The 20,640-nt window shown below is 36.3% G+C and carries 24 protein-coding genes; 3 read left to right on the forward strand and 21 right to left on the reverse strand.

All coding sequences use genetic code 11. The features are described 5' to 3' along the window. Positions 1-38 precede the first annotated feature (38 nt). Genes BN2458_RS03440 through pgsA form a run of 6 tightly spaced genes read right to left on the reverse strand, consistent with a single transcriptional unit; the run spans position 39 to position 4,799 of the window. Positions 39-779 (reverse strand): YaaA family protein, encoded by a 741-nt coding sequence (locus BN2458_RS03440; protein ID WP_138117642.1) that lies wholly within the window; start codon positions 777-779, stop codon positions 39-41. 6 nt (positions 780-785) lie between these two features. Then, complete coding sequence (locus BN2458_RS03445; RefSeq protein ID WP_034343876.1) at positions 786-2,084, reverse strand: DUF3298 and DUF4163 domain-containing protein; 1,299 nt, start codon at positions 2,082-2,084, stop codon at positions 786-788. 51 nt (positions 2,085-2,135) lie between these two features. Next, positions 2,136-2,510: a hypothetical protein gene (locus BN2458_RS03450; RefSeq protein ID WP_034327074.1), complete on the reverse strand. Its 375-nt coding sequence runs from the start codon at positions 2,508-2,510 to the stop codon at positions 2,136-2,138. Between the two features lie 21 nt (positions 2,511-2,531). Continuing rightward, entirely contained in the window at positions 2,532-3,191 is a 660-nt protein-coding gene (locus tag BN2458_RS03455) for a YggS family pyridoxal phosphate-dependent enzyme (protein ID WP_034343878.1), read from the reverse strand. Between the two features lie 9 nt (positions 3,192-3,200). Then, positions 3,201-4,256, reverse strand: a complete 1,056-nt coding sequence (rseP, locus tag BN2458_RS03460) for an RIP metalloprotease RseP (protein ID WP_034343879.1) — start codon at positions 4,254-4,256, stop codon at positions 3,201-3,203. Positions 4,257-4,259: 3 nt separating this feature from the next. Further along, positions 4,260-4,799 carry a CDP-diacylglycerol--glycerol-3-phosphate 3-phosphatidyltransferase gene (gene pgsA, locus BN2458_RS03465; RefSeq protein ID WP_034343881.1) on the reverse strand — a complete coding sequence of 180 codons (540 nt, stop codon included), beginning with the start codon at positions 4,797-4,799 and terminating at the stop codon, positions 4,260-4,262. Between the two features lie 152 nt (positions 4,800-4,951). On the opposite strand from pgsA, the gene corA reads away from it, so the two are divergent. After that, entirely contained in the window at positions 4,952-5,920 is a 969-nt protein-coding gene (gene corA / locus BN2458_RS03470; RefSeq protein ID WP_034327068.1) for a magnesium/cobalt transporter CorA, read from the forward strand. Between the two features lie 11 nt (positions 5,921-5,931). Further along, on the forward strand, positions 5,932-6,654 hold the full coding sequence (locus tag BN2458_RS03475; RefSeq protein WP_034327108.1) for a TerC family protein: 723 nt from the start codon (positions 5,932-5,934) through the stop codon (positions 6,652-6,654). A gap of 186 nt (positions 6,655-6,840) precedes the next feature. On the opposite strand, the gene BN2458_RS03480 is transcribed toward BN2458_RS03475, so the two are convergent. The 4 genes from BN2458_RS03480 to nrfH all read right to left on the reverse strand — a co-directional run bounded on the left by BN2458_RS03480 (position 6,841) and on the right by nrfH (position 10,764). Further along, entirely contained in the window at positions 6,841-7,242 is a 402-nt protein-coding gene (locus BN2458_RS03480) for a diacylglycerol kinase (protein ID WP_034327067.1), read from the reverse strand. Between the two features lie 8 nt (positions 7,243-7,250). Continuing rightward, positions 7,251-8,237 carry a hypothetical protein gene (locus tag BN2458_RS03485; RefSeq protein ID WP_034327065.1) on the reverse strand — a complete coding sequence of 329 codons (987 nt, stop codon included), beginning with the start codon at positions 8,235-8,237 and terminating at the stop codon, positions 7,251-7,253. A gap of 159 nt (positions 8,238-8,396) precedes the next feature. Continuing rightward, complete coding sequence (locus BN2458_RS03490) at positions 8,397-10,241, reverse strand: ammonia-forming cytochrome c nitrite reductase subunit c552 (protein ID WP_034327063.1); 1,845 nt, start codon at positions 10,239-10,241, stop codon at positions 8,397-8,399. Positions 10,242-10,266: 25 nt separating this feature from the next. Next, positions 10,267-10,764: a cytochrome c nitrite reductase small subunit gene (nrfH, locus tag BN2458_RS03495; RefSeq protein WP_034327106.1), complete on the reverse strand. Its 498-nt coding sequence runs from the start codon at positions 10,762-10,764 to the stop codon at positions 10,267-10,269. A 133-nt stretch (positions 10,765-10,897) separates the two neighbouring features. Between nrfH and BN2458_RS03500 the strand changes: the two genes are divergently transcribed. Continuing rightward, a complete protein-coding gene (locus BN2458_RS03500; RefSeq protein WP_034327062.1) occupies positions 10,898-11,734 on the forward strand; it encodes a polyphenol oxidase family protein in 837 nt (278 codons plus the stop codon). Between the two features lie 5 nt (positions 11,735-11,739). Here the strand turns inward: BN2458_RS03500 and BN2458_RS03505 are convergent, their stop codons facing one another. The 11 genes from BN2458_RS03505 to BN2458_RS03550 all read right to left on the reverse strand — a co-directional run bounded on the left by BN2458_RS03505 (position 11,740) and on the right by BN2458_RS03550 (position 20,563). After that, complete coding sequence (locus tag BN2458_RS03505; protein ID WP_138109593.1) at positions 11,740-12,075, reverse strand: hypothetical protein; 336 nt, start codon at positions 12,073-12,075, stop codon at positions 11,740-11,742. A gap of 8 nt (positions 12,076-12,083) precedes the next feature. Continuing rightward, entirely contained in the window at positions 12,084-12,689 is a 606-nt protein-coding gene (locus BN2458_RS03510) for a class I SAM-dependent methyltransferase (RefSeq protein WP_058122040.1), read from the reverse strand. Beyond that, positions 12,686-13,549 carry a class I SAM-dependent methyltransferase gene (locus BN2458_RS03515; protein ID WP_058122041.1) on the reverse strand — a complete coding sequence of 288 codons (864 nt, stop codon included), beginning with the start codon at positions 13,547-13,549 and terminating at the stop codon, positions 12,686-12,688. Before BN2458_RS03515 ends, BN2458_RS03510 begins: the two co-directional genes overlap by 4 nt. A 111-nt stretch (positions 13,550-13,660) precedes the next feature. Beyond that, entirely contained in the window at positions 13,661-14,206 is a 546-nt protein-coding gene (locus BN2458_RS03520) for a hypothetical protein (protein WP_052082126.1), read from the reverse strand. Positions 14,207-14,606: 400 nt separating this feature from the next. Beyond that, positions 14,607-15,377, reverse strand: coding sequence for a hypothetical protein (locus BN2458_RS03525; protein WP_231944845.1), 771 nt, complete (start codon positions 15,375-15,377; stop codon positions 14,607-14,609). Continuing rightward, entirely contained in the window at positions 15,367-15,546 is a 180-nt protein-coding gene (locus BN2458_RS10370; RefSeq protein WP_231944846.1) for a hypothetical protein, read from the reverse strand. The genes BN2458_RS03525 and BN2458_RS10370 overlap by 11 nt, the downstream gene beginning before the upstream one ends. Further along, positions 15,547-16,110 carry a methyltransferase domain-containing protein gene (locus tag BN2458_RS03530; protein WP_058122042.1) on the reverse strand — a complete coding sequence of 188 codons (564 nt, stop codon included), beginning with the start codon at positions 16,108-16,110 and terminating at the stop codon, positions 15,547-15,549. Next, complete coding sequence (locus tag BN2458_RS03535) at positions 16,088-16,276, reverse strand: methionine biosynthesis protein MetW (RefSeq protein ID WP_058122043.1); 189 nt, start codon at positions 16,274-16,276, stop codon at positions 16,088-16,090. Before BN2458_RS03535 ends, BN2458_RS03530 begins: the two co-directional genes overlap by 23 nt. Then, positions 16,269-17,459 (reverse strand): glycosyltransferase family 9 protein, encoded by a 1,191-nt coding sequence (locus BN2458_RS03540; protein ID WP_052082183.1) that lies wholly within the window; start codon positions 17,457-17,459, stop codon positions 16,269-16,271. The genes BN2458_RS03535 and BN2458_RS03540 overlap by 8 nt, the downstream gene beginning before the upstream one ends. Positions 17,460-17,555: 96 nt before the next feature. Further along, positions 17,556-19,703, reverse strand: coding sequence for a GDP-mannose 4,6-dehydratase (locus BN2458_RS09700; RefSeq protein ID WP_082628715.1), 2,148 nt, complete (start codon positions 19,701-19,703; stop codon positions 17,556-17,558). Then, positions 19,691-20,563 (reverse strand): glycosyltransferase, encoded by an 873-nt coding sequence (locus BN2458_RS03550; protein WP_052082056.1) that lies wholly within the window; start codon positions 20,561-20,563, stop codon positions 19,691-19,693. The genes BN2458_RS09700 and BN2458_RS03550 overlap by 13 nt, the downstream gene beginning before the upstream one ends. Positions 20,564-20,640: the final 77 nt, after the last annotated feature.

A 20,640-nucleotide genomic window follows, 5' to 3' on the forward strand; every position in this document is an offset into this window, starting at 1 on the left:
ATTCTAGCGCATTTGGCATTACAAAAGGCAAATTTATCTTAAGAGATAATCTCATAGGTTAATATTGTAGCATTTTGTGTAATCACCACATCACTAAGATTGATAAAATCAAAGCGCAGATTCTCTAAATTTTCAAGGCTTTTAATGTTCTTTTGAGCGAGACTTCGTGCGTATAAGCCACGATAAAATTTCGCATAATGGCTCACTTTCTTGCCATTTTTTAAAAATACGATTTGGTAGTATTGCCTCGCACATTCACATTTATAAGCCTTTATATATGCTTCAGCGCGCAAATCTAGCACTTCCTCTCCACATAGAATCTTATCAATTTTAGCTTTTAAATCTTTATAGAGATTTTTTAAGCTAAAAGCTCCTACACCTTTGCCTTGATGAAGGTTGTAATATGGCAAAGGCTCATCTGCCCTCACTGCACCAAAAAGATTACTAAAAATATACAAATTTTCACGCACATAGCTTTGCGCTTTAGAATCTAGGCTTTCAAAATCAAGGGCTTTATACCCCACGCCACTATAAAGCCTAATCGCTTCTATTTTTGGGGAAGCAAAGAGATTTTGCGAAAGAGCCAAATCGTGCATATCAAGAATCTTACTCCCAAAAAGTGAAGCTATTTCACTCTCGCTTGCAGTTTGCAAAAATGTTATATACTCACGCACTGCTTTAGAATCTAGTATGTGAGATAATGCATTATGCGAAGTCTTTGTTGTATTTTGAGGCTTATTTTTGCCCTCACTTGGGCTAAAGAGGATTTTTATACTCATTTTTTATTATAATCCAAACAAATACGCATAAGGCGAAGAAGGATTGACAAAAGATTTTAAGTCCTTATATGGTATATGAAGTTCTATTTCTCCATAAACATAAGGAGCAATCTCATAAATATGCCATACAAATTTTATACCTTGAGATGTAACAAAAAAAGTCTGTGGCAATGCTTTCAGCGGCAAAGTCTCCTCAAAAAGTTTCTCCTTATATTCTGGCGTCTCTAGTTTTTGAGTAAGCATTTGCAAAAGTGTATTTTTATTTTTCTCATCTAAAAGAAACAAATCCTCTAATTTGCTTGATAATCTTTCGCCATTTTGCAAAGAATAGCTTTCCATTGTTGTGCTATGAACCCCGTGTGCTCCTCCCTCATACACATAAGAAAATTTCTGTAATGATACAATATGTGAATCTATAAATTCTACACTATACATTTTTGCATATTCTGCATCAAATTGCTCTTTTTCTTGGTTATATGCCTTAAAATCCTGCTTTGCTAGATATTGAAGCTGCTTTTGTAGCTCCGACACATCTTTTGCCCCATCTGCAAGTTGCGCATTAAGCTTTTCTACGATGTGAGATTCAAGTTTGGGATTATATGAGGGCAAAATAATAGGTTTTCTGTAAGTAGATTCAAATGAAATAACTTGCCCATCTAGCTTTTTGGTAGAATGTGTATAGTATTCTTGTGTGAAAGTTACCACATTTAAGGGCAAAGAGTCGTCTTGAATAAAGCTAAATTTCTCTCCTTTAAAATAACTTTTTTGATGCCAAAATAGCCTATCGCCGCGAGGATTATCATCTTCCCATACACCACTTACCTTTAAAAATCCTTTTTCATCTTTACTAAAAGTAATCTTTTGAGCATCAAGTGATGATATAAAATGTTCATTGTCTCCCATTGCTTCATTCCACACATTTGGCAAAGTAATAGCAATCATTAAAGGAAAATCTTTGCTATTTTGCTTTAAATAAACTACTCTTCCTTTTTCAGGGTCATTTTCTATATTCTCTATGCTAGATTCTATATCTATATCACGCTTTTTATCCTCCCATATAGATAAATACCCTACTTGCTCCTTATCGCCTACCTTGCCTTTAAGCACATAAAAAGCCGTGCTATTTTCTTGTAATCCTAGCAGCTCTCGCGCAGAGGCAGAATCTTGTGCAATATCTTGCCCTTGAGCCTTGCTCTCTTGCGTTTGTTCTTGAGTAGATTGCTTCTTTTGAGAATCTTTAGAATCTCCACAGCCTAACATTATCGCACACAATACCAATAATGCACATTTCCTCATCTTTGCCATTTTTTGCTCCTTTTTGTGAAAATTTTAAGGGAAGATTTTGCAAATAAGAATCTACCAACTTATCGCGTGACAGCTCACACAGGCAGTTAAGATTCTCCCATATACATCAGCACTTTTTAACATATCATTTTGTTTGATGAATTTCTCCATAAGATCAATATTTTCGCTCGTCCTACTTACGATGATATTTGCTACATTCATATCGCGCCTTTGATTCAAATACACATTTGAATCTATACGCACCAGCTGCTTGTTGAGTTCTTTTAGCTCATTTAGTCCTGCATCAATCCATTCTTTTTTATTATACAAAAACCCTCTTTGCATTTGTTCCATTGCATATTCCATATTTTGCATTAGTTGCGTCATTTGATTGCTCTTAGCAAATACACCAACATAGCACAAAGCCAATATTAAAAATATTTTCATTTTTTCCTCCTTTGCTTGGGATTATTCAAATAGCTTTGAACCAATCCGCACGAGATTTGCTCCATAAGCAATAGCTATTTCAAAATCCCCGCTCATACCCATAGAGAGAATCTTTGCCCCTCTCTCTTGCACCTTATCAAACACATCACGAGTAAGCTTAAAACTCTTTTCAATATCAGCCCTTTTATCGCTATGTGCGCCAATACTCATTATGCCCTCAAGCTTGATGTTTGGGCAAGTGGCACATATTTGCTCATATATTTCTTTAGCAGATTCTATGCTCACACCACTTTTAGTTGTCTCATTTGCAGCATTAACTTGAAGCAATGCCCTTATTTTTTGCTCCCCTAATCGTTTCTGCAAAGCAAGGGCGAGTTTTATAGAATCTAAGCTATGCAAAAGCGCAGGCTTCAAAGAAAGAAGTGTATTGATTTTGTTTTCCTGCAAATTCCCAATAAAATGCCACTCCAAAGGCAAATCATCTAAAGATTCAATTTTTGCGCGTAAATCCTGCACTTTATTCTCACCAAACGCCCTTTGTCCGCATTCATAAAGAGCGCGTATTTGCTCCGTGCTTTGATACTTGCTTACGGCAACAAGTGAGATGATTTGATGAGGACTATAAGCGAGTCTAGCCCTTTCGATTCTACGCAAAATGCGTTCAAGATTTAAAGCTAACATATTCTTTCCTTATGACAATAAACGGAAAATATCATTATACAATCCTAAAAACATTAAAGCCAAAAGTATTGCCCACCCACACAATGTAAGATAATACGCAACATTTTCACTCGGTGGCTTCCTCATAATAATTTCATAACAATTAAATATAATATGTCCTCCATCTAGTGCGGGGATTGGCAGGAGATTAAGAATCCCTAGATTCACTGAAATAAGAGCAGTAAGCCAAAAAAGTATTACCCAACCCTCTTGGGAAGCTGAACCTATTACAGACACTATACTCACAACACCACCCACTTCACTACTTGGCACGACACCACTTATAAGCTTTACAATTCCTTGAGCAATAAGCGTACTTGCCTTAAGCGTTTCCTCAAAACCATACCTTATGCTCTCCCAGCCACGATAGCTCACTTTACCTACAGCATTAGCACTTGCTATACCAATTACACGCCGAGTAATGTCTTCACCAAAAATATTTTTTGCTTCTTTTTCTATCGGAGTGAGATGAAGGTTAAAAATTTGTGAAGGAGCTCGCTCAATGCTTATAAGTAATTCTCCACTTGAAGAAAGAATTATAGAATCTAACTCCTCCCAAGTTTTAATCTCTTCATCATTTATACTTAAGATTCTATCCCCTGCTTTGATACCAGCTAAGTAGGCAGGGTAGTTTTCCTTAACTTCTCCTATCACAGGCAAAAGGCTTAATTTTCCACCTAAACCTACCGCCATATAGAGAAAAAAGGCAAGGAGTAGGTTAAATAATGGTCCTGCCAACAAAATTGCAATGCGTTGATATGGATTCTTGCTTAAATATGAATCTGCCTCATAATTATGTGCTTTTGGATTAGCGTCATCTTGTCCTTTTAATTTCACATAGCCGCCAAGAGGGATAAGTGAGAGAGCATATTGTGTATTGCCTTTGTAAAAACTCGCTATTTTCTTACCAAAGCCTATGCTAAAGACTTCCACACTTACACCGCACATACGCGCTACAATAAAATGTCCTAGCTCGTGAAAGAAAACAAGAAAAGATAAGATAAATAATGCGATAAGGACATTCATCTTTTATAGACTCTTCATATATTTAATTGTGTAATCAGCCCCAGAATATAAAGTCAATACTACTGCAATCCATAATAATATCTCGCCACCGGGGAAAAAATCTGCCAATAAAAATGCGATTGCGGTAATTTGTGCACCTGTTTTATATTTGCCACTTCTACTTGCTGCCACACTTGCGCCACTTCCTGCCACCATTACGCGCAATCCAGTAATAAAAAATTCTCGTGATAAAATCAAAAATACTGCCCAAGGAGATGTCCTATCTAAAATTAAAAGAGCAATAAAAGCAGAAAGAATAAGCATTTTGTCTGCTAATGGGTCAAAAACTTCCCCAAAGCGCGAGTGAAAATTGTATCTACGCGCAATATAACCATCAAAAAAGTCGGTAAAACTCGCTATGCAAAAAATAAGGCAAGTAAGGTAATTTACCCAGCTTTTATCCACATAATCTGGTAAAATCATATCATAGTGCAAAGCCACAAAAAGCAATAAAACCGCCAAAAAAATGCGTGATAGGCTTAGAAAATTAGGGATATGCTTCACTTTTTACCTTTTAAAGACTTTCTATGTAGTATTAGGGCGAGATTCTACAACGGATTATTTAACTTACTTACAAAACTTGCCTAACTTATGCAAACTTGAGCGAGTTTTTGATACAATCACATATTAGTAAGTGTGAGTTTAAGGAGGCAGGAATGATTAATATTTTCATTAGACGCAATGGGCTGATTATGCGCGAAAGTCTGCATTTGAGCGATGAAAAAGTGAGGATGCTCCACGAGCACGATAAGATTCTATGGATAGATTTGTTTCACCCTTCACCTGATGAGGTGCATTATATCTCAAATACTTACAACATAGAAGTCCCCAGCAAAGAGGAGCGAGAAGAAATCGAGCAGTCAGCGAGATATTGGGAGGATAGCAGGACGATAACAATTAATACCTATTTCCTTGTCCGCTCTATTGAATCTGAGTTACTCAATGAAACCATTACATTTTTGCTTTGTAAAAATATTCTCTTAACAATTCGTTATAGTGAATTTAAGGTTTTTGATGAGATTCAAGACATCGTTCTTGCCACTCCCAAAGTCTTTGAAGATGGCTTTGACTTGCTCGGTAAAATTTTTGAAATCCGCGTTGAGAAAGATGCTGACTTGCTCGAAAGTGTAGCTAAAAATACACGCGCTATGCGTAAAAAGGTCTTTAACTCTCATGTAATCAATTACGAGGAAATGCTTGAGGAGCTTTCATCTTTGCAAGAAGTCAATATGAGCGTGCGGGATTCACTCTTTGATAAAAGGCGTGCAATTACTGCTGTGCTTAAAAGCGATAAGGCGGATACTGATGTGAAAAAAAATATTACAATTGTGCTAAAGGACCTAAACTCGCTTGTAGAATTTACCACTGCGAATATGCACGCGCTTGATAATATTCAAACGATCCTTACAAACCAAATCAATATTGAGCAAAATAAAACTATTAAGCTTTTCACGGTGGTAACGGTTGCGATGATGCCTCCAACGCTTATTGGCACAATCTATGGGATGAACTTTGATAATATGCCCGAACTGCATTGGGACTTCTCCTATCCTGTGGTGTTGATTATTATGATACTTTCCACGATTTTCCCTATTATCTACTTTAAGAAAAAAGGCTGGATTTAATGTTTTTTTCTATGTTTGGCTGGGTGAGTGATGTTAATGCGTGGATTGCACTTGGCACACTTGTCTTTTTAGAGATTGTGCTCGGCATTGATAATCTTATCTTTCTTGCGATTGTTATTGCGCGTCTGCCAGAATCCCAACGCGAAAGGGCTAGAATCTTTGGCATAAGCCTTGCTATGCTTTCGCGCATTGCTTTGCTTGTAGGGCTTTTTTGGGTAATGAAGCTCAATAATACGCTTTTTCATATAGGCGATTTTGCAGTGAGTGGGCGAGACATTGTGCTTTTTTTGGGTGGTGTATTTTTGATTTATAAAGCCACAAGTGAGATTCACCAAATGAGTGAGCAGGATTCTAAAGAAGATGAAAATATGCAAACAAGACATATTTCGTTTGGCTTTGCGATTGTGCAGATTATGGTGCTTGATATTATATTTTCACTTGATTCTGTGGTTACCGCGGTGGGTATGGTGGATATTTTGCCTGTGATGATACTTGCCATTGTTATAAGTGTGTGTGTAATGCTTTTTGCCTCTAAGGGCATTTCGCATTTTATAGAATCTTATCCTAGCATCAAAACTTTGGCTTTGTCGTTTTTGATTTTGGTGGGTGTAACGCTCGTAGCCGACAGCGCACATTTTCATATACCTAGAGGATATATTTACTTTGCGATTATTTTCTCCCTTAGCGTTGAGCTGATAAATATTTATATTAGGGGGAGGAATTCTGAGAAATGATAGAATCTAGTTTGGACCCCCTCTTAAAAATAAAGATACATTCTTTGCCTACCAGATTCTAATCATTTCTTTCTAAAAGTAGTTTTACTCGTGGATTTTGTATTTTTGAATCCTAGTGTTTAGGCGGGGTAGGGCTGTTATGCTCGTTGCAGAGTTTTAAAGCTACTTATGCACACTTGCAATCCTTTAGAACACAAAGCGCATTAGTAAATAGCTACCCCATACAAAAGCAACAAAAAGACAAGCAATGAGTTGTATTGCACTTCCCATATCTTTAGCTTTTTTGGCAAGTGGGTGAATGTCAAGGCTTGTAAAATCAATGGCATTTTCAATAGCGGAATTGATAAGTTCAACAATCACAGATAACATACAAGGCAGGATAAGTAAGATGAGCTCTACCCAATTTTGTGCTATAAAAAATGCTGCAATACTCAAAATAATGCCTATACAAAGCACTTGCCTAAATCCCTCTTCATCTTTCCACGCAGCTTTAATGCCATCTAGTGAGAAAAAAAATGCATTATAGAGGCGCTTTAAGCCTTTCTTGCCTTTTTTATTATTACGTTGATAGTTTTCTTGATTATCCATAGTTAAACCTAGCGAGAGATAACTTCAAAGGTGTAATTATCCATAAAATATGGAGAATAAAAATCTAATTCTTCAAATAAGACAAATTCTTCTTCTTTACCTTGTTTGCGTTGAAAGGAAAAACCAATTTCTTTACTATTACCCAATATAAAAGATTCTAAGGCATCACCAAAAGATATAATTTCACTTTGATAAGCTTCTCCTAGCATTAATCTTATGATAAATGTTGTGAATGTGCTGGTATTTTTAGCATATTGTTTAAATCCCTCTTCGTTTGCAGCTGTACCTTGTATTTTACTTTGTGATTCGTAAAATTTATACATATCTTGACTAAAGCCATTTTCTTTGACTTTAAATAAAATTTTATCAAGTGCGTATTTGTATTGATTGGTGAAATTATCTTCTTCGCCCAAGAAAATATTAAAATAGAAACTTTCTAGAATCTGTGCAATATTTTGTGTTGTGAAACTTTCGTGTTGATATGCGGTATTACCTTGTATCTCATAATCTGCATTTTTTGCTGTGAAAGCACATTTGGAATTTTCAAAGAGTTTATTTTCGTTTTGTTTGAGCGAAAGATTACATCTTATTTTGTTGGGGATAAAATGTGAAAGCAAAGTAAAACTTTCCTCGTCAGCTTCATCAAGCTTTTCAATTTTAAGTTGTAGTTCCTTAATATTCAATGATAATTGGAGTGAAGTATTATCCATAGAATCAATATCAAACCCCGTATCTTTAAGAATGAAAGCGATTTTATCATCGCTTCCCATTACAATTTTTGGGCTATAACACCCTATATTTATCAGTCCGCCACAAGAAAAAGGTTCCCATTCTGAGATTATCCCGCTTTCTTGGGCAAAAGATTCAAATCTTTCATTCAATGTTTGCTGCATATGTGATTTAATTTCTTTGCTTTTAAAGGAAAGAAAAATACCCAAACCTATTGCTATAATCGCGCCAGCACCTAGAATAATGCCAATCAACTTTTTATCCATTAATATTCCTTTGAGGTCTAATTGAAAAAATTATAGCATAGTATCGTAATGAGAAGCCACAAAGAGCTAAAAGTATTTAAGTTCAAATAGATTTTAAGAGTGGATTTAGAATCTAAAAAAGAAGTAATGAAAAGCCCTCATACAGAGGGCTTGAAGAGATTATTTTGTGCTTGTAGCACTTGCAGAGATTTTATCAATCGCTCCAAAATTATAGGGCTTAGTATTTTTATCAAGCTCTAGGAGTTCTTGTGGTGCTTCACCATTTACCCTGGGGTCTTCATAGTAGCGTTCGCCCGCAGTATGTCCATCAAGGTCAATTTTATACACAATCTCACCCGGATTAAACTTCTGAATCTCATCAAATCCAAGATTGGAAGTTGTGAAATTCTTAATACCATTTGCAGTCGCAATTTCAACAAGCTTAGTTTGGCCCATTCTCGCCATTTCCACAGCTTGGAGGAGCATTCTGCTTGCTTCGCGTGGATTATGGAATCCTGTAGAGTTTTCTGCTCCTACGAAATCGCCCCTCATTTGTCCCTTGCGGTGAAGCTCAAGTGGCTCTTTTAATGCTTTAGAAATTTTTGCATCATCTGGCTTACCATCTGTTTGATAAGCAGGGAGGTTGCTAAGCTCTGTGCGCAATTTCTTAATATCAAAGATGAGGCTAACGGTTGCATATTCTGCACTTCTTAGGTCAAATGCTACAGATTTTTGAATATCTGCAATTTGATTTTTGAGATATTCTTCTGGTTGTGTATGGCAAGTTTTACACGCAGAATTCACATCAAAAAGTGGTGAAGTGATATTGTGCTGTGTGATTTTTTTACCACCTGCACCTTTGACATAAGGCATATGACAATCCGCACAACTTACACCATTTGCTGCGTGCACCCCACCGCTAAATAGCTCATATTCAGGGTGTTGAATCTTAAGCATAGGTGCTTTTGTTTCCTTATGAGACCAATCCTGTGCGAAAATAGGGCGCACCGCCTCATAGTGCTCATCAAACATCTCGATTCTAAACTTCTCGCCTTTTTTCCACGCACTCCAAGGGAATGTAAGGTTAATACCATCGACTTCGATTTCAGTAGCTTTATTGCCATCTCTCCAATGTTCAAATTCATCATAAGTCTTTTGTGTGCCATTCCACCATTTCTTGCTCTCGTCACTTGCAATACTCTCACCCATAACCTTAACTTTTTCACCTGTTGGCTTAAAGTAGTATTCTACGTGGCATTGAGCGCACACAAGGGTTCTCATTTCTTTTCTATCTGCTTTAATGCCCTGCATTGCATCTTTTTGATAACCTCTATCAACAAGTGCATTGATAAGTGCTGGGCGCACTATTCTTAGGTTCATATCGTTAGGATTGTGGCAGTCAGCACAGGTTACACCCATTCTTTTACCGCCGTGAGGTCCGCCGTGTGCTTCACTTCCTTCTTCTATACCATTTCTTGTAGGAACATTTTTAATCATAGTCCAATACTTTGTGCTGTTGAAAGCAACGAAATCGCCCTTTGCTACATTATTAATGAGCCAAGGAGTCCAGCCGCTATGGCAGTTCATACACGCCGCAGGCTGTCCGCCAAATCCAGCAAATCCGTGCGCGTTAAGAAAATCTTTATTGTTTCGCGCTGTTTCCATTTGATCGACTTGAATCCAAAAATGCCCTCGTTCCTCGTTTGCGTCAATGCTAAATGGATACCCAGCCCACAAAATTGTAAGTTGTGGATACCGAATAAGCTTTGAATACGCCAAATTCCCACCAAAACTTGTATATTTTGGTGCTTCAGTCTCTACCTTGAGATACATATCAAGGTATTCAGGGAAGTTTTTACCCCAAAAATCAAATGTTGGATTTTCATCAGTAAGCTCCACGAGCTGTTTTGACACAGTCCCGGTATTTGCTTGTTTTGACGAAATATCCGAGTTCATCCACAAAAGCCCAACAATTACAATGACGGCTACGACAATAAATATAGGTAGTCCTCTGCCTTTTTTCATCTTTTTCCTCCTTTAATCTCTTGGTTTAGAAACCTCGTTTATGCCCCGCACTCTCGTGGCACGAAACGCAACTTAGGGCGTTGTTATGTCCGGGTATGGTCGTTGGATTGACCGCATTCTGGGCATATTCTATATGACAGCGCACACAATTATCCTGCACGATTTCCTTGCTTGATGCATTTGCACTAAGATTAATAGGCAAATCATCAAGCTTGAATGTAAAAGCATAAGCGTGCCCTACACCGCTTTTAGCTTTTGCAACCCATTTTGAGACAAATCCGTGCGGTAAGTGGCAGTCATTACAAGTGGCTCGTGGCGTTCCTGCGGTTTTTTGCGAGTGTGGCGCACTAAGATAGTCGTTATATACCTCATTCATAATATGACAGTTGTTGCACGCTTCTGGTGCATCGCTAAAGTATGAGAAGCCTTTGGCGTGGTAGAATGTATAACACGCAAGAATCACAATAACAACAAGAAACACAACAACCACATTAAACGCGAGAGAGGACGACTTATTTTGCATGCCTTGTCTCAATAAACCCTCCTTATTTGTGTTTAGCGAGCAAATCTTTAAGAAAATACTCGATAGAATACTACCATATGTGCGCTGGAAAAATATTTAACTTTTATCAAACACTAGGTAAAAAAGGAAAAATATGTTTTTACATACGAGTTTTGAAAGTAGTCTTTTTAGGGAGCAAAATGTGCGTTTTGCACTTACTAATCGCGTTGGTGGAGCGAGTGTAGGGGCATTTAATGCACTCAATCTTGGATTCAATGTAGGCGATATGTTTCAAAATGTAGTGAGAAATCATCAAAAGGTGGCAATGTGTCTTTATGAGGAATGCCATATTGCACAAGAGAAGAGAAAGCCCTTGTATTATATGGAGCAGATTCACAGCGCAGAAAGCATTGTTTTAGATGAGGCTTTAGAATCTCGCCTTTTGGAATCGCAGCATTTACAGAGAGGGGAGCAGGATTTTGCAACGCGAGACTTTAAGGATTCTATTTGTATCGGCAAGACTGATGCAATTATTACGCACCTGCCTTACAGAATCTGTCTCGTATTGGTAGCGGATTGCAATCCTCTTTTGCTCTATGATGCAAAGCATCACGCAATGGCAGTGATACACGCGGGGCGCAGGGGTGTATTTGATAGAATCTTGCCACAAACTCTTGCAAAAATGACTACTCTTTATGGTACAAAAGCAGCAGATTGTCTGCTTTATGTGGGGGCTTCTATCCGCTCGTGTTGCTATGAAGTAGGGCAAGAAGTGCGCGATGAGCTTTTGAGGTTAGGCTTTGAATCAAGCGCAATGAATGGCAATAAACTTGATTTAATTCATTGTATTTACACACAATGTGAGAATCTAGGTATTAAGCAAGAACATATTGAGATAAATCCTCATTGTAGCTGCTGTAATGATAATCTCTACTCCTATCGCAGAGAGGGCATCACTGGACGCTTTGGGCTTTTGGCAATGCTGGTGTAAAAATATTATTTTATCTCATAAATGGCTACTGCTGTGTGTCCGTAAGCATTTGGTGGGATTTTTATGCAGTGTCTGCCTATTCTTCCTAGTCTATTGATTACTTTTCTAAAAAATCCTCTATCCACAAGTGGGGTAGGGAGAAAAAGTTTTGCCCACATTGTGCTTTTGTAAAACTCAATGTGCTCTTTTTGGACACTCTCGTGATACAAGTTAATGAGCTTGAGATTAAAAATATCAGCGATATTATGCAGGGTGTTATCGCTAAAACGAGAGATGTGATGAGGAGGCATATTGAGAATACCATTGACACAATATTGAATGAAGCTATCTTCGCTTGGCACGGCGATCATTAATAAAGATGAGTTATACCCCCCCCCCCCATACTTAGTTGTGAATCTTTTAGGCATTGAATTTGTGCAGAGATAAAGCTATGAGGATTGCTTACGTGTTCTAACACTTGGAAGCTACAAGCAATATCAAAGCTATGTGCATGGCTTTTGGCATATTCTTCAATGGGTATATTTTCAATTAAAATTCCATTTTTTGCTGCTAATTCTTTTGCTTGTGTGTTAAATTCTAGTCCAACATAATGTGCTTTTGCTTCTTGAGGTAGGAAATGTGCAAATGCAGCCTTGCCACAACCTACTTCTAATACTTTAGAATCTTTATTTATAAATTGTTTGGCAAAGCTATATTCGTGTTTTTCACTAAAATAATACCAATCAAGTTCGGTAAGTGTGTTGTAGAAGTTATTATCGCCTGTGGGGATAGTGCCATCTTTGGTAGTAAAAAAGCGCAAATCACAGCTTTTGCAATGATGATAGAGTAAATCACTCGTGATAAGGTAGCTTGTATCCATACCATATACTTTTCTACACAGTGCATTTATATCATCTTGCTTTACTTCTTGGGTAATTTCAGTGTTGTTACTATGACAGAGAATGCAGTTTGTCATTTTGAATCCTTTGTGTGAGATGCGAAATGTTTAAGCACTTTGAGGAGTGGCTTGAGTATGGGTTTGAGAATAGGCATTATTGCAAATAAACATTTGCTCCCCCCCCCCCCCGCTAATTTCGTTGTAAAATTGACACGCGACTTTTTGTGTTTCGTGTAGATTTCTACATATCCCGTGCCCTCTACACTGCCATTATAAGAAACACCCATCATTGTAGCAATATATCTAAAAGTGTAGCGATAATGAAAATGTTTAGGCAAGTGGCATTCAATGACAGGATAAAAGCAGTTGCCAATGAGTGCCTTGCCCCCGATTGTAAGGGTCGCAAGCATAGATTCAAAAGTATGTAGCACATCATCAACGTGCTCTAAAACATCGGTAGATACAAGACAATCATAATAGTTTTCTTTAAGCATAGAAACGAAAGCAATATTACTAAATTCTTCAACACATTTTTTGCCATAAGAGCTAGGGAATGGCTCATAAATATCAATTTGCGTATGTGGGCAAAGTTTGGCTATCTCTTTGGCTAGGCTACCAAATCCACCACCATAATCACATACGCGTTTTGGATTGAGTGAAGCGATATATTGCGCTATTGCCTTGCGTATGCTAAGAGAAAGTTCGTGAGATTCTATAAAAAGCCCATTGAGAATCCACACAGGGTGTGTATAAAATTTGCCTATTTTTTCCCAATCTAAATGTTTATTATCGCAGCCCATATTGCGCCACACTTGATTGAGTAGATACCATATCTGCTCTAAATCATCGCTAATGTTGGGATTTTGCATATTAAGTAAAGTGAGAATCTCTTGCCTCTCACTCGGCTCTAAATTTTTGTTTTCTAAGTTAATATTCATTTTCTTCCTTTGCTTTTGTGCTTTTTTATTTTATCACAAAATTTTATAAATAGCTTAAAGCAATACTAAGGGAATGTGAGAAAATAGATTTTGATTTTTAGAATCCAAATTTTATTTTATTGCTTCAATATAGAGGCTAGAGACACCTTTATATGGAGAGCCATCACTATTTATATCAAGGCAGTATTCATTAAAGTGATCAATGGCAGAGGTATCATACCTCATTTGCTCTATTTCTCTAAAACCTGCTTCTTGTAAGAGACGCGTAAGCGAAAAATTATCGTATGCCCATTTGTGTCGTTCTCCAATGCTTGTGCGGATAAAAATTTCATTACGGATAGAGGCAGGTGTGAGAAAATAGAGAATCTTTAAATAGATATTGAGAAATTTATTTGCTATTTTATCAAGGGTGATTTTAGAGATAAGGGAGATATATTGTGTATTGTTGGTAAAAATATCAGTACCTACACGTTCTTTGATAAATGCTCCAAGCATTTTGTCATCATTGGCTGCTGTAGATTCAAGACAAATTTTCATATCACCACCACCTTGCATTCTAACCATTTGGTCGAATATTTCAAGTATAAGCCAATCATATTGTGAAGTGAGGGTAGCATAAGCTTTATTATACCCCCCCCCCCCATTATTTTTTGCCAAAATTCAATTCTATATTTTTTGCAATAAGATTGGCATAGCTTTTTTTACCTTCACATAGAAGATATGAAACATCATTTATCCCGGTAAGGCAACAAGTATCAAATGTTGCTTCCTAACATCTACCATAGTCAATGCACTTTTTTCATTATAAATGTATTGTGCTATATTGCGAAGCTGCATATCATAGGAGGGGTAACGTTTTGAAAAATAAATATTGTATGAGAAAGTGGCATATAAAATGTAAATCCTCTAAAATGGCATTTGATTGTGGAATTACACACTTTAAGAAGCAAATAGGAGGTAAGCCAAGAGTTTGGATTGAGTATTGAGGTAGCTTTGATAAATTATTTGAGCTAAGAGTGTCATTTTCATCTCCTTGTGTATCTCTATAAAGCAGGGATTATATTATAGATAAAGGCAAGTGAGCAATATTTTCAAGTCGTTTGTCTCCATAGAGGTAATTGAGTGTGCCATTTTCATCGCGACTTTGCCTTGCGTGATGAGAATGGCAATAATATGAAAGATGTTGCACTTTGATAGGAGAGAGTTTAGAAAGAAGTGGATTATACACAAAAAATGCGTTTGTCCTACTTTTATCACAGCCTATAAAAGCATAGCCTTTTTTCTTGCCAAGTTTAATAAGAGCCTGCAGACTTGCACCAAAATATAAACCACTATAATGAGCTTTGAATCTATTGAAATCTTCTCTATATGGCACACTCACGCTTTGTTCGCCAAAAATTGCATTATATTCTACTACCACAATAGCAGGAGTAACGCATTCAATAGCTTCCCATACATAATAATCTACGCCATCAATATCAACACTCAATAGGGCAATATTTGTAAGATTGCGTGAAATGAGGTAGTTATGTATAAGGGTATTGATATTATCTTTTGTGATAAAGGCGCAAGTTGCCTCTAAATCATATCTCCAATAAATTTCATCATTTTTGATAAAGTTGATATAGTCTGCTCCGCCATCAATAACTAAGCCCTGCCAATGACGTTTTTTAAGTAGATAGCGCGTATTAGATTCTGTATAATCTTGCACGCCAAATTCCACAAAGGCTTTAGGGTAGGGGCTATGTTCGCGATCAAGCCCTAAAATTTCAATAAGAAAATCTAAGATTCCATCTTCTCCATTTTGGGAATACGCACTAAATTCCATAGATTCTATACTTACCCCCCCCCCCCATTAATTCTTGCTTATAAGCTTGTAAATGTTGCTGTGAAAGTAAGTTAGCATTGAGGATAGTGAGTTTGTCTATTTTAGAATCTAATGTATAGGTAAAATGTCTTTTTATGCGCTGAAGCAATGAGCGAATGTATTTTTTCATCTAAGATTCCTTTGTGGCAAGAATTTTTATCTCGTAACTAAAAATTTGTGGGCTTGGTGCGTGAAACGCACTTCCTGTAATACGATTCCAAAAAGCGATATTATACCTATAAAGTTTAAGGAAAAATTTATGAATCAATTTTTTAATGCCTTTTGCCCCAGTCATTGCGTCTTTGTCAATTATTTTTATATTGCTAAAACCAGCCATTTGTAAAACATATATCAAGCTTCCAGCAGTGAAAAGGGTGTTATGAGTGAAATCCTCATAAGCCCAATAGCAGCCTGTATGACTTTGGGCATTTGGCACGGCAATAAAGATTTTGCCTCTTTCATTTAAAAAATAATCTTTAAAATGAGAAAGTAGGGGGATAACTTTATCTTTTGGTAAATGCTCCAATGTGTGCGTTGTGATAATCAAATCAAACTTTTGGCTAGGAATAAAATCAAAAATATTTTCACATACCATTGCTTCTATTCCTAAACTCTGCACATACGCAATGGCATTTTTATTAATATCAATACCAAAGAGATGAAAGTTCTTATCACCCCCCCCCGCTAAAATCAAAATTTTTTTCTTTTAGAGCGAGGAGATTTTGTCCAAATCCGCAGCCAAAATCTAGAACTTTACTTTGAGAAGGCAGAGATTCTATAACTTCCTTGAAATATGCAGGAAGTTTAGTGTTTTTATACATTTGAGGATTAACACCTCTAGCTTGAAAATAATCATTCATTTGCAGCTCCTTTTGTCATAATTTTGTCAATAACACCAATAACTTGCTTGGCTGTTATTTCATTAATATCAAGTGTGCTTTGGTAAGCATAAGCATTACTTAGCTCTTCATATTTATCGAAGTTTTCTTCGATAAATGGGTGAAACACCGGGTAGTATTTATCCCTTAGCCCTTTTGGATAAGGGATAAACCTACCTAGGTGGTTGCCATTAGACACGGCGATAACTATCGCTGTGTCTAATATGGCTGCTAAATGTGCGGCACTTGTTTCATTCGAAACAAGTAGGTTGCCATTATATACGATTCCACCTAGTGCATTTAGGCTTGTTTTGCCTACCATATTGAAAACTTTATGTTTTGCATTGATTTTAGATTCTAAAATTTCTGCTTTTTCCATATCTTCTTTACCGCCACAAATAACGATATTTTGATGATAATTTTCTATTAAATACTTACCAATTATTGCAAAATTTTCAATGCTCCATTTTCTGTATTCAGCACTTGCCCCGATAAAAAGCACACTATAATTTGATGTTGCTTCAAATTTTGTAAATAATGTGCCATCGATATAAGGCTCAATATGGATTTGTTTATGCAAAAGATGATTGATAAATTCATTATTCCTATAAAATTCAAACATAATCCCCTCACTACTTTTAAAGAGTTGTGTATAGATTCTGTCATTTTGTGCTTTAATATTTGGGGCTATATTTATGCTATCACCGCTTGGGGCATATTTATAAATGGCATTGATTTTGTTTGAAATAATGATATTGTTTATATCCCTTGAATGTATGGGGTTAATAAATACATCAAATGTATGTTTTCGAATTCTAGCTAAAAAAAGAATGCTATATAGAATGTTTTTTCTAAATTTTTTATTATCAATCCAAATAAATTTATCAATGTAAGCCCTATCAAGACAAAGTGCAAAGTCTTTAAATACGATATTTCCAATCAAGGTAATATGGTAGCTGCTATATTCTTGTCTTAGTATGCGCAAAAAATCTCTAAATAACAAATAATCACCAATGGCATCGTTTCGCAGTATCACTAAGGATTTGTTTTGTCGTGCTTGTTTTGTGGGATAGAGCACATTAATGATTGAATCTATAACAAAATAAATAGGCTTTTTGAATATTGCTTTTGCAGTAGAGGATTGTAAGATACTTAGGCTGCGCATACATCGCCACCTAAGCAAGATAGATTCTGAATCTGTGATGAATAAAGAGAAAAGTAAGGTAAGAATGTGGGAGATATGTATATTACATATCTAAGTTTATCTACTGCCCCCCCCCCAGCTTAATTGCTTAACTTTTTCACTTTCAATCATAATTTCTATAAGTTGTTCAAAACTTGTATTTTTGGGATTCCACCCAAGCTTTTCTTGTGCTTTAGAGCTATCGCCAATACTACTTGCAATATCAAGTGGTCGAAAATAGTTTGGATTAATTTCAATAAGAATCTTTTTGCTTTGTTTATCCCTTCCTTTTTCATTTATTCCCTTACCAAACCATTCTAACTCTATGCCTACCTTGCGAAATGCTATCTCACAAAATTCTTTGATACTATGTTGTTCGCCTGTGGCAATGATAAAATCTTCAGCCCTCTCATATTGAAGCATAAGAAACATACATTCTACATAGTCTTTAGCATAGCCAAAATCGCGTTTTGAGTTGAGATTACCAAGATAAAGCTTTTCTTGTAGGTTATAACTGATAGCTACTGCTGCTTTCACAATCTTTTTACTTACAAATTCATCACTTCTTAATGGAGATTCGTGATTGAATAAAATACCATTTACGGCAAATATGCCATAAGCTTCACGATAATGTCTTACCATATAGAGTGCATATAATTTAGCTATGGCATAAGGGGATTTTGGGTCAAATGGAGTATTCTCGTTTTGTATGCCTTTTGCATTGCCAAAAATTTCAGAACTTGCAGCATTATAAAATTTACAACTAATGCCTGTGCTTCGTATGGTTTCTAGGATTCTTAATGTGCCAAGTGCGATAGAATCTGCTGTATTTTGTGGCATAGAAAAAGATTTTTTTACATTTGAGATACCAGCAAGATTATAAATCTCATTTGGTTTCACTTTTTGCAAAATCTCTATTATAGAGCTTGAATCTGTAATATCTCCATAATGAAATATGATTTTATTATGTGCATTTGTAAAATATAAGTCATCATATTGCACAAAGGTGAGATGTTTAAATTGAGGCAAATGCCTCACCATAATATGCACTTCATAATTTTTGGATAATAATAATTTCATCAAAAAGTATCCGTCTTGCCCACCTGCTCCTATAATAAGTGCTTTTTTCATTTTGCTCTCCTGTTGATTTATGCTTTTTTGCTCCATAAGTTCTTTGTAGAATGCAAGGGTTTGCTCATATGTTTTTTTCCAACTAAAATCCTCTAATCGTTTGTCTGCAAGGGCAACAAGTGATTGTTTTAATTGTGTATCATTGAGTATGAGTTCTATTTGTGAGGCGAGTGCTTTTGGGTTGTGTGGGTCAAAATATAATGCGCAATCTTGCGCTATTTCTCTAAAAACTTCTATATCGCTTAATATCGCAGGGCAGTGGGCAAAAAAGGATTCTAAAATGGGTATTCCAAAGCCCTCGTATAATGAGGGAAACACAAAACAAATTGCGTTAGCATAGAGGCTATAAAGTTCATCATCTTGCGCCCCATAACTTATAAAATGAGATGTAACCCCTAAGGAATCTAAAAATTTTTTTTCATCTCCATCAAAATGAGAACCAACACATAAAGCTTGAATATGTGGATATTTTTCTACAAGAATCTTTATTGCTTTTGCAAAAGTATTAAAATTTTTATATCCTGTTCTGTTGCCTACAAAAAGCACATAAAAATCTGGCAGGGCGATTTTTGTGTCCTTTTTTTCTAAACTTTGTCCAAGATAAATCACTTTTATTTTATGCGGTGGAATATGTAAAAAGCGAACAATATCTTTTTTTGTTTGGTGGGAAATAGCAATAATCCCATCAGCTTGAGTGCAATTTAAGGCTTTTAATGATGAAGTTTTAGTATCGTGTTTAAAATACGAATGAGCATAAATCTCGTGAATCATATCATAGACACTCACTACTACAAGGGCATTTTTTGGTTTTATAAAGTGTTTATAGTAGCTTAGGTGATAAATGCTAAAATCGCCTTTTTTGAGCATATATCGTTCTATACTTTCGTTAAGATACCAAATAATGCGGTTTTTGCCTTTAAAATATCGCTTTTTAGAATGTTTGCCTAAATAGAGATTTTCACTATAAAATAATGGAATTATGGCGTTTGGATTCTGTCTATAAAGTTCGAAAATATATCGCGAGATTCCACCAACAAATTGACTTGAAAATATATCGTGAGAATAGATGACTTTGAGAGGGTTTAGGCTGCGCATACATCGCCACCTAAGCAAGATAGATTCTGAATCTGTGATGAATAAAGAGAAAAGTAAGGTGAGAATGTGGGAGATATGTATATTACATATCTAAGTTTATCTACTGCCCCCCCCCCAGCTAAATGCTGATACATATCTATATAGGAATGTGCGATTTTGCTAGAACCAAAAAGTGCTACTGCGCTTTTGTGGGCGTTATGCGCTAATGCGGCATACTCTTGTGTGTTTAAAGAGAGAATCCACTCTATGCCATTTTTTAAATCTTGCGCTTCATAGCATTTAGCAAGATAACCATTGTATTTATGAGTGATAATGTCTTTAAGTCCGCTTGTATCAAATGCCACCACAGGTGTGCCACAACTTAAAGATTCAAGTGCTGTTTGCCCAAAAGATTCTACAAAGCTTGGCATTATAAACACATCACTTGCGCTATAAAGCAAGGCGAGGGCAATATCATCGTGTAAGCTCCACAAAAGCGGTGCTTGTATAGATTCTAAATCTTTGATATTAAAAAACCCATCCTCTATCCAATGCAAATGCACGACATCGGGGCTAAGTTCCTCTATTTGCTTTAAAAGTAAGCGATTGCTCGGTGTAAAAAATGGTAGATTTGGTGAAAATATGTCTTTGTCTCGTTTAGGATAGAGGATAAGTGGGAGTTGTGAAAGAAAAGGGCGGATTCTTGAGAAAGCCTTTTGGAATTTGCTTTGGGCTACTCGTTTTACACTTGGCAAATCTGTGGTTTTATTTTGCGTAAGGATTATAGAATCTACACCTTCTTTTAATAGTGCTTTGTGGAGTCTTACACAAGCTCTACCCGCTCCACCATTATCTTGTGTGATGAGATGCACGACTTTCATTCTTATCCTTAGTTGCTTTGCACGAGTTTATGTTTTTGTCTTCTTTTTTATTTATACTTATATCTTTAAAGGACGAG

This window comes from Helicobacter typhlonius, assembly GCF_001460635.1.
GTDB classification, from domain to species: domain Bacteria; phylum Campylobacterota; class Campylobacteria; order Campylobacterales; family Helicobacteraceae; genus Helicobacter_C; species Helicobacter_C typhlonius.